We start from the raw sequence: 13,190 nt of genomic DNA, 5'->3' as shown, positions 1-13,190 counted from the left end.
GCTCAGGCCCCTCGCTCCGCCGGGACCCGGGGCCCGGCCTTGGCCGCGCCGAGCCACCCGAGCACGGTGCGCAGGATCGCGGGCACGTCACCGGAGGCGGCGAGCTCCTCCCGGCCGGAGAGGGCGTCGGCGATGCCCCGGGCGGCGTCCTTCTCGTTCCAGCCCAGGCCCACGAGGGCCTCGAGCACCTGCTCCCGCCACGGCTCCATCGGAGCGGCGGCGGCCGGCTGGGCGGGACGGTCCGGGACGATGAGCTTGTCGGCCAGCTCCAGCACGATCCGGCGGGCGCCCTTGGGGCCGATGCCGGGGACGGTGGTGAACGCCTTGGCGTCCCCCTGCGCGATGGCGCGGTGGACGGCGTCCGGGCCGAGCACGGAGAGCACCGCCAGCGCCGTGCGGGGGCCCACGCCGCTCACGCCGAGCATGATCTCGAAGACCTCGCGCTCGGCGGGGCTGCGGAAGCCGAAGAGCAGCGGGGACTCGTCCTTGCGCGCCACGTACGCCGTGTCGAGCCGGACCTCCCCGCCGATCCGCAGGCCGGACAGGGTCTCCGGCGTCGCCTGCACCTGGACGCCGAACCCGCCCACCGCCACGACGGCGGTGGTGAGGCCGACGTGCTCGACCTGTCCCGTGATGGACGCGATCACCGCGCAACTCCTTCCCGTGCCCGGCGGGGGCCGTGCACGGTCGATCGAACAGATCTACGAATGACGACCACTCTAGCAGTGGGCGCCGGCTCAGCGGCGCCCGCCCCGCTTGGCACGGTGCTCCGCCTCGGCCCAGGCCCGCTGGGCGGGGGTCATGCCGGAGCGGGCGGCGGCCAGGGGGCGGGCGCCCTGGTGCGTCTCGGTCCGGGCGGTGGCGTCCACGCCCGTGCCGCCGCCGCGCCAGCCGTGGCAGATGGCGATGGCCAGGGCGTCGGCCGCGTCGGCGGGCCGGGGCGCCTCGTCGAGCCGGAGGATGCGCACCACCATGCGGGCCACGGACGCCTTGTCGGCCCGCCCCTCCCCCGTCACCGCGGCCTTGACCTCGGACGGGGTGTGCCAGGCCACCGGCACGCCGTGGCGGGAGGCCGAGGCGATCACGGCGCCGGAGGCGTGGGCCGTGCCGATGACGGTGTTCACGTTGGTCTGGGCGAACACCCGCTCCAGGGCGAGGGCGTCGGGCCGGTAGCGCTCGATCCACCGCTCGGTGGCCTCCCAGATCCGCAGCACGCGCACGTCCAGCGGGTCGGCGGCGTCCGTGCCGGCCACCCCGACGTCCACGAAGGACGCGGTGCGGTTGCCGGCCATGTCGATCAGGCCGAACCCGCACCGCGTCAGTCCGGGGTCCACCCCGAGGATCCGCTGCGTCGCCGTGGTCAGTCCTCGGAGTCGAGCTGGGCCAGGACCTCGGCGGGGATGTCCGCGTTGGCGTAGACGTTCTGCACGTCGTCGAGCTCCTCGACGGCGTCGACCAGGCGCAGGAACTTCCGGGCGCCCTCGGCGTCGAGCTCCACGAGCATGCTCGGGCGGAACTGCGGGTCGTCGTTGTTGTACTCGAGCCCGGCCTCGTCGAGGGCCGCGCGGATCGCGGGCAGGTCGGTGGCCTCGGAGACGACCTCGAAGACGTCCTCCTGCTCCACGACCTCGTCGGCGCCGGCGTCCAGGACGGCCATGAGGACGTCGTCCTCGGTCAGCCCCTCGGTGCGGGTGACCTCCACGACGCCCTTGCGCTCGAAGAGGAACGCCACGGAGCCGGAGTCGGCCATGGTGCCGCCGTTGCGGGTCACGGCCACGCGCACCTCGGAGGCGGCGCGGTTCTTGTTGTCGGTGAGGCACTCGATGTACAGCGCCGTGCCCTGCGGCCCACGGGCCTCGTAGAGGATCTCGGTGTAGTCGACGACCTCACCGGTCAGGCCGGCGCCGCGCTTGACGGCGCGGTCGATGTTCGCGACCGGCACCGAGTTCTTCTTGGCCTTGGACACGGCGAGGTCCAGCGCCGGGTTGCCCGCGGTGTCGGGCCCGCCCATGCGCGCGGCCACCTCGATGCCCTTGATGTACTTGGCGAAGGCCTTCGCCCGCTTGGCGTCGATCGCGGCCTTCTTGTGCTTGGTCGTGGCCCACTTGGAGTGTCCTGACATGCGTCCCTCCTCGGGAAGTCGTTCGCGGTCGGCCGGGACGCGTGGTGCGTGGTCCCGGCACGGCCCGCCCCGGCGATGGCCGGGACGGGCCGGAGAAGTCCCGGTCCATTCTACCGGGTGCGCGCCGCCCCGGCCGGGGGCCTAGCGGGGCCGGGCCTGCGCAACCTCCCGGGCCCGCTCAGCCAGGGTGTCGTCCAGCGGTGCGGCGTCGAAGACGCCGCACCGGCGCTCCACCGCGGCGCGGATCAGGTGGTCGGCCACGGCGGGGTTCTTGGGCAGCATCGACCCGTGCAGGTAGGAGCCCACCACGTGGTGCACGCGGGCGCCCTCGGTACCGTCCTCCCCGTTGTTGCCCGCGCCCTTCACCACCCGTCCCAGCGGCGTCTGGTCCGGGCCGAGCCGGGTGACCCCGGAGTGGTTCTCGTAGCCGACGACGGTCCCGAACTCCGGGGACTCCAGCACGATGTTGCCGATCAGGCGCGTGGGTCCGCCCACGGTGGTCAGGTCGAGGATGCCGATGCCGGGCAGGGTCTCGCCGGCGCCGGTGCGGAACTCGTGGCCGAAGAGCTGGTAGAGGCCGCAGATCGCGAGCATCGGCACGCCGTCGGCGGCCATGGCCCGCAGCTCGGGGGCGATCCGCTGCAGGTCCTCCTGGACCCGGAACTGCCCCGAGTCCTGGCCCCCGCCGCCCACCAGCAGGTCGGCGTCGGGCGGGAAGGGGTCCCCGGGGTTGTGGTCGCTCAGCCGCACGGCGAAGCCGTACTTCTCCAGCCGGCGCTTGAGGGTGAGGGTGTTGCCCCAGTCCCCGTAGATGTTCATGTCCCGGGGGTAGAGCTGGACGAGGTGGACGGTGCGGTCGGTCACGGGGGCTCCGCTCAGATCTCGGCGACCTCGGCCACGCGGGACAGCTCCCGGCGCAGCTCGAGCATGGACGTGTAGGTGCAGAAGACGCGCATCGGCCGGTCCCCGGCCCCGGCGACGAAGCGCCGCAGGGCGTCGCCGAGGCCCGGGACCACCTCGCGCACCGCGACCTCGTCGTAGTCCAGGCGCAGGGCCATGTCCCACGCCCGGGTGCCGGAGACCACGTCCACGCCGCCGGAGCGCAGGGAGTGGAAGTCCACGTCCCACAGCCAGGAGACGTCGCGGCCGTCGGCGTACTCGTCGTTGATGGCGACCATCGTGGCGTAGTCGCCCGGCCGGGCCGAGGCCAGGGAGAGGCGGAAGCCGGCGGGGTTCTTCACGAGCAGCAGCTGCAGCGGCCGGCCGTCCACGGTGATGGTCTCCCCGCGGCCGAAGGCGGGGGTGACGCGGGAGAGCTCGTCCACCAGCGCGGCGCGGTCCGCGTCGGGGCCGGCCACGGCGAGCGCCAGCGCCAGCGCGGCCGCCGCGTTGTACATGTTGTAGACGCCGTAGAGCTCCACGGTGGTCTCGACGGCCTCCCCGCCCACCGTGAGCCGGACCCGGTTCGCCTCGAAGGACGTCAGCTCCACGTCGGCGGCCGGCCGGGGCGCCAGCTCCGCCTCGTGGTCGGCCTCGGCGTCGGGTCCGCCGGCCGAGCGCATGTCGTCGTCGGAGGGGAACATGGGCCGCAGCGGGGCGGACAGTCCGAACCAGCGGGTCTGCGTGCCCTCGGGGACGTGCTCCGCGAGGGACACGATCCGGGGGTCCTCCCGATTGAGGACCACGGTGCCCGTGGTGGCCGCCGCGATCTGGGCGAGCATCCGCCGGGTGGTGTCGATCTCGCCGAAGCGGTCGAGCTGGTCGCGCATCACGTTGAGCAGCAGCGCGTGGCGGGGCTTGACCTGCTTGACGAAGTGCACGGCGTGCGCCTCGTCGAGCTCGAGCACGGCGACGTCCGCGTCGAGGCGTCCGGTGAGGCTCATCTCCCCGAGCAGGGCGGCGGCCACGCCGCGCACGAAGTTGGAGCCGGTGCGGTTGGTGAAGACCTTGTAGCCCTGCGAGCGCAGCAGCTGGACGGCCATCTTGGTGGTGGTCGTCTTGCCGTTGGTGCCGCTGATGAGCACCACGCCGTGCGGCAGCTTCGCGAGCTCCTCGGCCACGAACCCGGGGTGCAGCCGCTCCATGACGAGGCCGGGGAAGGCGGAGCCTCCGCCGCGCAGGGTGGTCAGGTACCGGATGCCTTGGCCGAGCAGGCGCACGTGGGGTCTGGACATGCGCTCCATCCTATGGTCTGCGCCCCGGCGGCGGCGGGCACCCGGGTGCCCCGAGGGCGGGCGGTCCGCGCGTCCCTCCAGGCCGCAGGGGGGACGGGCGACGACGACGCACGACACGGTGTCGCCGCGGGGTGCTGTGGACGGGCGGCGCACCGGCCGTAGGGTCGGACCATGAACGCCGCCGGCCCCGCCGCCCCTCCGTCCGTCCCGCCTCGCCGGATGCCGCCCTGGTGGGTGGTCCTGGCGTGTCTCGGCGGTCTCCTGGTGCTGGGCGGGGCACTGCTGGTGCTGCTCCACCCGGCGGAGGCGTCGTTCGGGTGGTTCGCGGACGCCCCGCCGGGCGACGCGGCGTTCCCGGCCATGACCCTGGTGACCCCGGAGGCCACGGCGGGGTGGGCCGGTGTGGTGGCCGGGCTCGTCCTGTGGGCCTTCTGCGCCGGCTGGCTCGTGGGCCGGCGCGCCTCGCGGCGGTGAGCGGAGGGTCGAGGACCTCGGCCGCGCCGTGCCCTCAGGTCAGGCCCGGTCCACGAGGTCCTCGACGGCGGCCGCGTCCCCGATGCCGCGGCGACGGGAGACCCCGGCGACCAGGGCGGTCCTACTGCGCAGGGGGGGGGGGTGCGAGGGAGGGGTGGGTCATGCCGGTGCTCCTGACGCCCGCGGGCGGCGGCCCGGCTGCTCCGGTCCCTGCTCCAGTGGATACGGCAGTGCGCCGGCGGTGCGGGGATGCCGGGCGGAGGTCGCCGCTCATGCGACTGAGTAGAGCACATCCCGGAGCCGGCTCCACGGACCCGCGTGCGTTCGGGCACGGTCCGTCGGTACTGTCGGACCATGACCGGGCAGGAGCTGTTCCCCATCGTCAACTGTGCGGATCTGGTCGGCACCCGGGCCTTCTACGAAGAGGTGTTCCACGCCGAGCAGACGTACCGGTTCCCCGGGACGGGAGAGCCGGCCTTCCTCGTCCTGCGCGTGGGAGACGGTCAGCTGGGCCTGGGCGTCGGCACCACGGCGGCGCTGTACGGCGACACCCCGCTGCCCGCGACCGGCCACGCGGTGGACCTGTGCGTCTACGTCGAGGACCTTCCGGCCGTCCTCGACGCCGCCCGCCGGGCCGGTGCGGCCGTGCCTGTCGATGCGGAGGCCATGCCGTGGGGCGAGACCGTCGCCTACGTCCGTGATCCCGAGGGCACGATGCTGCTGGTTATCCAGTCCGGCGCGGGCTGAGGGACCCCGGGCTCCTGCCCACGGGCCGGCCCCGGGTCCGGAGAACACCACCGACGAGCCGGCAGAGGAGGCAACGCCAGTGGATCGCGACGTCGACCCGGTTCCCCCGGAGGGGTCGGGCCCTCCCCCGCACGCGCGCGCGGCGCCTGCCTCGAGGGCTCCCGCGGCGCCCCGGCCCGCTGCCGGAGCCGACGCGCAGCGGCGGGAGGTGAAGGCCGCCCTGGGCCGGCGGACAGCTCCGCTGTGGCCGGCCCACGCGGCAGTGCGGCCGACGACGACGGCGCCGACCCGGCGGGACTGGCAACAGGTGCTGCGGCGGGCCGGACTGGAGCTGCAGCACCACGCGCTGGTGCTGCGCCGGATCACCACCGCCTACGTCGTGGCCGTGGCCGGGCCGCACTTCGAGGCCGGGTGGACCGTCGCAGACGTCCTGCACGCCCTGGACTGGACCCCGCAGGGCGTGCGCTACACCCACGACTCGGTCACCGGGATCGAGAACCCCGGGGCCTGGTTCGCCGCCCGCCTGCGCACCTGGACCCACCAGGACGGCACTCCGATGCGCTCGCCGGACCAGCGCGCCGCGGCGGAGGCCGAGCAGCGCCGGGCAGAGGCGGTGGCGGCCGCCCGACGCCACGCCTCCCCTGAGCCCCGGCGGCAGACCGCCGGGGCGGACACCGGGGCCGCGGAGCCGGCCGTCGGGCCGCCGGGGACGACGGACCCGGATCGGCGGCCCTTCCGGGTGCGCTGGGCCGCCCAGATCGCCGCCGGCCGGGCGGAGGCGAGCCGGGGGTCCGGACGTCCGTGAGCCGGGTGCGCGGGTGCCGCGCTCCCGGGGCGGGGCCCTACCGGACGGGCGGCCCCGTCTCCGCGGTGGTCGCCGGGGCGGTCCGGGCGACGGCGGCGTGGGCCGCGGCGATCGCGTGCACCCGGTCCCGGCACCGGTACCAGCCGAGGACCAGCAGCGGCACGAGCAGCAGCAGGGAGGCGACGGTCCAGGTCCCGATCGGGGAGTCGAAGGCCATCAGCACGACGACGCTCACGAGGAACGCCAGGGTCAGCCAGCCGGTGAAGGGCGCGCCGGGGAGCCGGAAGCCGGGGCGCTCCGCCCTGCCCTGCCGGGACCAGGAGACGAGCCGGAGGTGGCAGAGCATGATCATCGCCCAGGCGCTGATGATGCCGACCGAGGCGAGGTTCAGCACGATCTCGAAGGCCTGGGCCGGCACCAGGGCGTTGAGCACCACGCCCAGCACGGCCACCGCCGCCGTCAGCACGATGCCGCCGTACGGGACGCCGGCCCGGTTCATCCGGCCCGCGAAGCGGGGGGCCGATCCGGCCAGGGACATCGAGCGCAGGATCCGGCCCGTGGAGTAGAGCCCGGCGTTGAGCGAGGACAGGGCCGCGGTGAGCACCACGAGGTTCATCACGGTGTCCATGCCGGCCACGCCGATGGAGCCGAAGAACGTCACGAACGGGCTCTCCCCCGCCTTGTAGGCGGTGTAGGGCAGGAGCAGGGACAGCAGGGTCAGCGACCCGACGTAGAAGACCGCGATGCGCACGATCACCGTGTTCACGGCGCGCGGCATGACCTTCTCGGGGTGCTCCGTCTCACCGGCCGCGGTGCCGATCAGCTCGATGGACGCGTAGGCGAAGACCACGCCCTGGATCACGACGACCGCCGGCAGCAGACCGTTGGGCAGGAGCCCGCCGTTCTGGCCGATGAGGGACAGGCCCACCTCCTGGCCGTCGGCCGGGGTGCCGAAGAGCACCAGCCAGATCCCGACCACCAGGAAGGCGGAGAGCGCGGCCACCTTGATGAGGGCGAACCAGAACTCGAGCTCGCCGAAGACCTTGACCGAGACGAGGTTCAGCCCGAGGACGAGCAGCAGGGCGGCCAGGGCGTACTGCCACTGGGGGACGTCCCCGATGGGAGCCCAGTACCGGGCGAAGAACTTCATGTACAGCGCCACGGCGGTGATGTCCACGATCGCGGTCATGGCCCAGTTGAGCCAGTACAGCCAGCCGGTGAAGAAGGCCGCCTTCTCGCCGTAGAACTCCCGGGCGTAGGAGACGAAGGAGCCCGAGGACGGGCGGCGCACGACGAGCTCGCCCAGGGCGCGCAGGATGAGGAACGCGAAGAAGCCGCAGACCGCGTAGACGAGCACGAGGGCGGGCCCGGCGCTGGCCAGCCGCCCGCCGGCGCCCATGAACAGGCCGGTGCCGATGGCGCCGCCGATCGCGATCATCTGGATCTGCCGGGGCTTGAGCCCCTTGTGGTAGCCCTCGTCCTCCGCGTGGAGCACGTCGAGGGCGGCGGTCGGTGGCTGGGCCGGGGTGGCGTGGCGCCGGTCCGGGTGGTGGACGGACACAGGGGGCATGGCTCGGTCTCCTGGGTGGTGGCGGAAGAGCTCGTGGACGGGTCAGACGGTGAGGTTGGCGAGGCGCTCCGGGCGCAGGATGCGGCCCAGCTCCTCGGCGGTCAGCAGACCGCGCTCGCGCACCAGCTCCGCGACGCCGGCGCCCGTGACCAGGGCCTCCTGGGCGATCGCGGTGGCCGTGGCGTAGCCCAGGTGGGGGTTCAGCGCGGTCACCAGGCCGATGGAGTGCTCCACCGACGCGCGCAGGTGCTCCTCGTTGGCGGTGATGCCGCGCACGCAGCGCTCCGTGAGCGTGGTGCAGGCCGCCCGGAGGTGGGCGACGCTCTTGTGCAGGCTGTGGACGATGATCGGCTCGAAGGCGTTGAGCTGCAGCTGTCCGCTCTCGGCGGCCATGGTGATCGTGACGTCGTTGCCGATGACCTCGTAGGCGACCTGGCTGACGACCTCGGGGATCACCGGGTTGATCTTGCCCGGCATGATCGAGGAGCCGGACTGCACGGCGGGCAGGGTGATCTCGCCCAGCCCGGCCCGGGGCCCGGAGGAGAGCAGCCGCAGGTCGTTGCAGATCTTGGACAGCTTCACGGCCACCCGCTTGAGCACCCCGGACAGGTGCACGAAGGACCCGACGTCCTGGGTGGCCTCCACGAGGTCGACGGCGGTGACCAGCGGCAGGCCGGTCACGGCGGCCAGGTGGCGGCAGGCCGCGGCGGCGTAGCCGTCCGGGGCGTTGAGCCCGGTGCCGATCGCCGTCGCCCCGAGGTTGATCTCGTGGACCAGCAGGCTCGCCTCGGCGAGGCGCTGGCGGTCCTCCCGGATCATCACGGCGTAGGTGCCGAACTCCTGGCCCAGGGTCATGGGCACGGCGTCCTGCAGCTGGGTGCGGCCCATCTTCACAACGGTGCGGAACTCGCGGGACTTCGCCGCGAAGGCGTCCTCCAGCACCTCCAGGGCCGCCAGCAGCTCCTGCACGCCGGTGATCGTGGCGATCTTCACGGCCGTGGGGTAGGCGTCGTTGGTGGACTGCGACAGGTTGACGTGGTCGTTGGGGTGCAGCCGGGTGTACTCCCCCTTCCCGGCGCCCAGCAGCTCCAGGGCCCGGTTGGCGATCACCTCGTTGGCGTTCATGTTGGAGGAGGTGCCGGCGCCGCCCTGGATCACGTCCACGCGGAACTGCTCGTGGAGGCGCCCGTCCAGGATCTCCTGGCAGGCCCCCACGACGGCGTCGGCCCGGGCGGTGTCGAGCAGCCCGAGCTCGTGGTTGGCGCGGGCGGCGGCGAGCTTGACGGCCGCCAGTCCCCGCACCAGGTGGGCGTGGCCGCCCAGGGGCAGGCCGGTGATGGGGAAGTTCTCCACGGCGCGCAGGGTCTGCACGCCCCAGTAGGCGTCGGCGGGGACCTGGCGGTCGCCGAGCAGGTCGTGCTCGGTGCGGAAGGCGGGAGCGGTCATGGTTCTCTCGGTTCTCTCGGGTGTCACGAGGTGGTGGACGGCAGCGGGACGGTGGTTCAGCGGGACGGTGGTTCAGCGGGTCGAGGGCGGTCTCTCATGGAGCGGGAGGGACAGCGAGCAGTGGCTCAGGGGGCGGCGGCGAGGGCGACGGCGTGCAGCGACCCCACGGTGCGGCCCCCGCCGAGCACGGGGACCCGGCCCAGGCCGGCGAGCGCCGCGGGGTCCACCCCGAGCCGCTGCAGGGCCTGCACGGTCACCGGCATCCGGGCGCGGTCGGCGCCGTCGGCGATCTTCACGGCCAGACCGCGCCCGTCCGGCAGGCCCACGAGCTGAAGGCCCTCGAAGCCGTCCTTGGCGAGCAGACCGGGGACCCTGCGCATGAGCTCCGTGACGTCACGGCCCTCGCCGGCCACCTGCTCGGGGTGCCCGGTCATGGCGGACGCGACCCAGGCCTCGGGCGTGCCCGGGGCGGCGGAGGCCAGCCGGGCGAAGGCGGTGGCCATGCCCCGGAGGGTGACGGCGTGCAGGGGGGTGCCGCAGCCGTCGGTGCTGCCGGGCCCCAGCGGTTCGCCGGTCAGCTCCGCCACGACCTCGCCGATCAGCAGCTGCAGCGGGTGGCCGGGGTCGGTGTAGCCGGCCACGGGCCAGCCGTTGACCCGGCAGGTGGCGACCATGGCGGCGTGCTTGCCGGAGCAGTTCTGGGCCAAGCGGGTGGGCCCTTCGCCGGCGCGCAGGGCGGCGGCCCGTTCGGCGGGCCCGTACGGCAGGTCGGGCACGTTCTCCAGGGCGGTCTCGTCCGCGCCGTGGCCGGCGAGGATGCGGCGCGCGCCGTCCCGGTGCCGGGGCGCCCCGGAGTGGCTGGCCGCGGCCAGTGCCAGCAGGGACCCGGGCAGCTCGAGGCCGGCGCGGAGCATGGCCACCGCCTGCAGCGGCTTGAGGGAGGAGCGGGGGTAGAAGAGGGCCAGGGGGTCTCCGGCCTCGAGCAGGATCCGCCCGGCGGCGTCCGTGGCCACGAGCGAGCCGTGGTGGACGCTCTCGACGACGCCGTCGCGGACCTGTTCGGCGACGGGCACGTGCTGCGGGCGGGCGGTGGACAGGGGTGCCCCGAGGGCTGCGGTGGTCATGCTGGGTCCTTGCTGGAGGTGATCGGTGCGGGCGGGGGCGCGCGCCGGAGGGAGGCGCCGGAGGGCGCCCCGCGCGGAACGGAGGGCAGGGTCGAGGGCAGGAGGACGGGCGAGCAGGGCGAGGACCGCGGCTGCCCGGGCGGAGGCCGGGGAGGCCGGAACAGTGGCCGGGACGGCCGGCGGGCTACTCGCCGGTGATGGCGCCGAGGGCGCCGCGCACGGCCGCGAGGTGGCCCTGCATGGCGGCTTCCGCCTCGTCGGCCGCGCCGTCGCGGATCGCGTGGAAGATGCGCAGGTGCTCCTCGTCCGAGCGCTTCTGGCGGGCCGCCACCACGTTGAGGGTCTCGGACTGGTGGAAGAGCGCCTCGCGGATGTCGGCGATGACCTTCTCGAACACCCGGTTGTGGCTGATCCGGGCGACGGCGGCGTGGAAGCTGGTGTCGAGCTCGACCCAGGCCTGGGGGTCGTCCTCGGCCGCCATCGCCGCCACGACGTCCTGCAGGAAGCGCACGTCCTCCTCGGTGCGGCGGCGCGCGGCGAGACCGGCCGCGGGGACCTCGATGTGCGGCCGGGCCTCGTGCAGGTCCCGGGCCGAGTACGCGCCCAGGGCCAGGTCCTCGGCCACCCGCTGGGAGACGACGAACGTCCCCTTGCCGGTGCGGCTGACGGTCAGGCCCAGCGCCGCGCAGGAGCGCAGCGCCTCGCGGATCACGGACCGGCTCACGCCGTACCCCTGGGCCAGCGCAGCCTCCGAGGGCAGCTTCTCCCCCACGGCGAGGCGCCCCTCCCGGATCTGCGCGAGCAGGTCCTTGAAGACGGCCTCCGCCGCACTGAAGCGCTCCACCGGCTGTCCGGCTGTCCGGCTGTCTGACAGGTTCATGGGGTCCAGCATGATACGGATCACACCGGGCTGTCAAGGGATCACGAGCCGGTTTCCTGCACGTCTCGTGCAGGTTCCCGCCAGGTCCGCCTGCTGTGCTGGAGCAGGCATCCCCACACCCCGAGCGGAAGCAGGTGCATCATCGCCGCCAGAACCGCCAGAACCGCCAGAACCGCCGGCACCGCGCACCGGGACCGGAGCCGCCCCCTGCGCTCGCTCCTCGCACTGCTTCTCGTGCTCGGGATGCTGGCGGGAGCACTGGTGTTCCTCGGGCCCGGCCTGATCAGCGGCCTGCGCACCGGAGACGGCGGGCTGACCTGGGGTGCCGAGTGCGTCGTCGAGACCGCGGACGGAGCGGTCGGGCTCGACCGCGAGGAGGCGAAGCGGGCCACGACCGCGGTGGCGCTCGCCGCCCGCGGGGTGGAGGCCCCGGACACCTCCGGCCTCGACCCGGCGGTGCTGCGGCGCCTGGCCGACGGACCACCCGAGGACGCCGGCGCGAGCCTGAGCTGCCGGGGCTCAGCGGCCGACGACCTGCCGCAGCAGCAGCTGACCGCAACCGGCCTGACCCCGCGCGCCGAGCGGGTGCGCGCAGCGATGACCGAGGTGTTCGGAGAGCAGAGTCTGGGCGGGTTCGCCCCCGGCGGCGTCGGCCAGGGCCACGGCGAGGAGTCGACGCACTACGACGGCCGCGCCGTCGACGTCTTCTTCCGCCCCGTGACCGAGGAGAACCGGCGCGAGGGGTGGCTGCTGGCCCACTGGCTGGTCGCGCACGCCGAGGACCTGGACGTCCAGTACGTCATCTTCGACGACCGCTTCTGGAGCGCGCACAGCTCGCGGGGGCGGTGGCGGGACTACGACGCGCCCGAGCCCGGCAACGAGATCCTGCGCCACCTCGACCACGTGCACGTGGACGTGCTGCGGGGCGGTAGGGAGTGAGGAGCCGGTCGCAGCGCCGGGCCCCGGAACCGGCCCCCGCGTCGCGAACGATGACCACGGGAGGGGTGTGCACGGGCGACGCCCGGTCCTAGGGTGAGGAGCGGACCGGGCGGCTCCGGACGGGTCGGACCGCAGCGCCCGGGGACACCGGGGACCGAAGCCGGCCCCCCGGGACGCGGTCCGCCGCACCCGTCGAGGAAAGGACCCGCCATGAGCGCCACCGACGACCTCCTGCACCACGCCGAGGCCTACGCCGCCGCCTTCACCAAGGGCGATCTGCCCATGCCCCCGGCCCTGCCGGTGGCCGTGGTGGCCTGCATGGACGCCCGGCTCAACCCCTACGGACTGCTGGGGCTGAGCGAGGGCGACGCCCACGTCATCCGCAACGCGGGCGGGGTGATCACCGACGACGAGATCCGGTCCCTGGTCATCAGCCAGCGACTGCTGGGCACCCGGGAGATCATCCTCATCCACCACACCGACTGCGGCATGCTCACCTTCACCGACGACACCCTCACGGCACAGATCGAGGCCGACACCGGGATGCGCCCGCCGTGGTCACCGGAGTCCTTCACCGATCCCGACGACGACGTCCGCCGGTCCATGGCGCGCATCACCGAGAACCCCTTCGTCCCGCACCGGGACAGCGTGCGGGGCTTCGTCTACGACGTCACCGACGGCTCCCTCCGCGAAGTCCGCTGACTCCTGCACCCGTCCTCCCACCCCGAGGGCCCCGCCACCCGGAGCGGGCGGAGGGCCCCTGTTCTGGGTCCGGCGATCAGTGGGCGACCGTGACGCGGCGGCGGGAGATCGCCGGGCCAGGGCGCGACACGCGGGAGCGGCTGATCTCGCAGAAGCCGCAGCCCAGAGCTCCGCGACGCGGCGGACCCGGGCCCGCGGGGCTGCTTT

At 74.2% G+C, this 13,190-nt stretch carries 14 protein-coding genes; 5 read left to right on the top strand and 9 right to left on the bottom strand.

Annotated features, from left to right (window positions below; translation table 11 throughout):
- Positions 1-2: 2 nt before the first annotated feature.
- The 5 genes from ruvA to CK505_RS09695 all read right to left on the bottom strand — a co-directional run bounded on the left by ruvA (position 3) and on the right by CK505_RS09695 (position 4,305).
- Entirely contained in the window at positions 3-647 is a 645-nt protein-coding gene (gene ruvA, locus CK505_RS09715; protein WP_017832261.1) for a Holliday junction branch migration protein RuvA, read from the bottom strand.
- Positions 648-737: 90 nt separating this feature from the next.
- Positions 738-1,334: a crossover junction endodeoxyribonuclease RuvC gene (gene ruvC, locus CK505_RS09710; RefSeq protein WP_095650941.1), complete on the bottom strand. Its 597-nt coding sequence runs from the start codon at positions 1,332-1,334 to the stop codon at positions 738-740.
- Between the two features lie 26 nt (positions 1,335-1,360).
- Positions 1,361-2,122 carry a YebC/PmpR family DNA-binding transcriptional regulator gene (locus CK505_RS09705; RefSeq protein ID WP_017832259.1) on the bottom strand — a complete coding sequence of 254 codons (762 nt, stop codon included), beginning with the start codon at positions 2,120-2,122 and terminating at the stop codon, positions 1,361-1,363.
- Between the two features lie 141 nt (positions 2,123-2,263).
- A complete protein-coding gene (locus CK505_RS09700; protein WP_172604865.1) occupies positions 2,264-2,986 on the bottom strand; it encodes a type 1 glutamine amidotransferase in 723 nt (240 codons plus the stop codon).
- An 11-nt stretch (positions 2,987-2,997) separates the two neighbouring features.
- On the bottom strand, positions 2,998-4,305 hold the full coding sequence (locus CK505_RS09695) for a Mur ligase family protein (protein WP_095650940.1): 1,308 nt from the start codon (positions 4,303-4,305) through the stop codon (positions 2,998-3,000).
- A 162-nt stretch (positions 4,306-4,467) separates the two neighbouring features.
- Between CK505_RS09695 and CK505_RS09690 the strand changes: the two genes are divergently transcribed.
- The 3 genes from CK505_RS09690 (at position 4,468) to CK505_RS09680 (ending at position 6,322) form a co-directional block, all read left to right on the top strand.
- Positions 4,468-4,770, top strand: coding sequence for a hypothetical protein (locus tag CK505_RS09690; protein ID WP_017832256.1), 303 nt, complete (start codon positions 4,468-4,470; stop codon positions 4,768-4,770).
- A gap of 354 nt (positions 4,771-5,124) precedes the next feature.
- Positions 5,125-5,517, top strand: coding sequence for a glyoxalase/bleomycin resistance/extradiol dioxygenase family protein (locus CK505_RS09685; RefSeq protein WP_095650939.1), 393 nt, complete (start codon positions 5,125-5,127; stop codon positions 5,515-5,517).
- Between the two features lie 208 nt (positions 5,518-5,725).
- Complete coding sequence (locus CK505_RS09680) at positions 5,726-6,322, top strand: hypothetical protein (RefSeq protein ID WP_141246799.1); 597 nt, start codon at positions 5,726-5,728, stop codon at positions 6,320-6,322.
- A 37-nt stretch (positions 6,323-6,359) separates the two neighbouring features.
- Here CK505_RS09680 and CK505_RS09675 read toward each other — a convergent pair whose 3' ends face one another.
- From CK505_RS09675 to CK505_RS09660, 4 genes are all read right to left on the bottom strand, one after another.
- Positions 6,360-7,892, bottom strand: a complete 1,533-nt coding sequence (locus CK505_RS09675) for an amino acid permease (protein ID WP_255250925.1) — start codon at positions 7,890-7,892, stop codon at positions 6,360-6,362.
- Between the two features lie 42 nt (positions 7,893-7,934).
- Complete coding sequence (locus tag CK505_RS09670; protein WP_095650936.1) at positions 7,935-9,338, bottom strand: aspartate ammonia-lyase; 1,404 nt, start codon at positions 9,336-9,338, stop codon at positions 7,935-7,937.
- A 125-nt stretch (positions 9,339-9,463) separates the two neighbouring features.
- Positions 9,464-10,462 (bottom strand): asparaginase, encoded by a 999-nt coding sequence (locus tag CK505_RS09665; RefSeq protein WP_095650935.1) that lies wholly within the window; start codon positions 10,460-10,462, stop codon positions 9,464-9,466.
- Positions 10,463-10,646: 184 nt separating this feature from the next.
- Complete coding sequence (locus CK505_RS09660; RefSeq protein ID WP_095650974.1) at positions 10,647-11,342, bottom strand: FadR/GntR family transcriptional regulator; 696 nt, start codon at positions 11,340-11,342, stop codon at positions 10,647-10,649.
- 243 nt (positions 11,343-11,585) lie between these two features.
- Between CK505_RS09660 and CK505_RS09655 the strand changes: the two genes are divergently transcribed.
- Both CK505_RS09655 and CK505_RS09650 read left to right on the top strand, forming a co-directional pair.
- On the top strand, positions 11,586-12,281 hold the full coding sequence (locus CK505_RS09655; protein WP_255250924.1) for a hypothetical protein: 696 nt from the start codon (positions 11,586-11,588) through the stop codon (positions 12,279-12,281).
- Positions 12,282-12,491: 210 nt separating this feature from the next.
- Positions 12,492-12,983: a carbonic anhydrase gene (locus CK505_RS09650; RefSeq protein ID WP_095650933.1), complete on the top strand. Its 492-nt coding sequence runs from the start codon at positions 12,492-12,494 to the stop codon at positions 12,981-12,983.
- The last annotated feature ends 207 nt before the right edge of the window (positions 12,984-13,190 follow it).

The sequence above is a fragment of the Kocuria sp. WN036 genome, assembly GCF_002287015.1.
Taxonomy (GTDB): Bacteria; Actinomycetota; Actinomycetes; order Actinomycetales; family Micrococcaceae; genus Kocuria; species Kocuria rosea.
The sequence above is the reverse complement of the archived record's forward strand: the minus strand, read 5'-3'. Positions and strand labels throughout refer to the sequence as shown.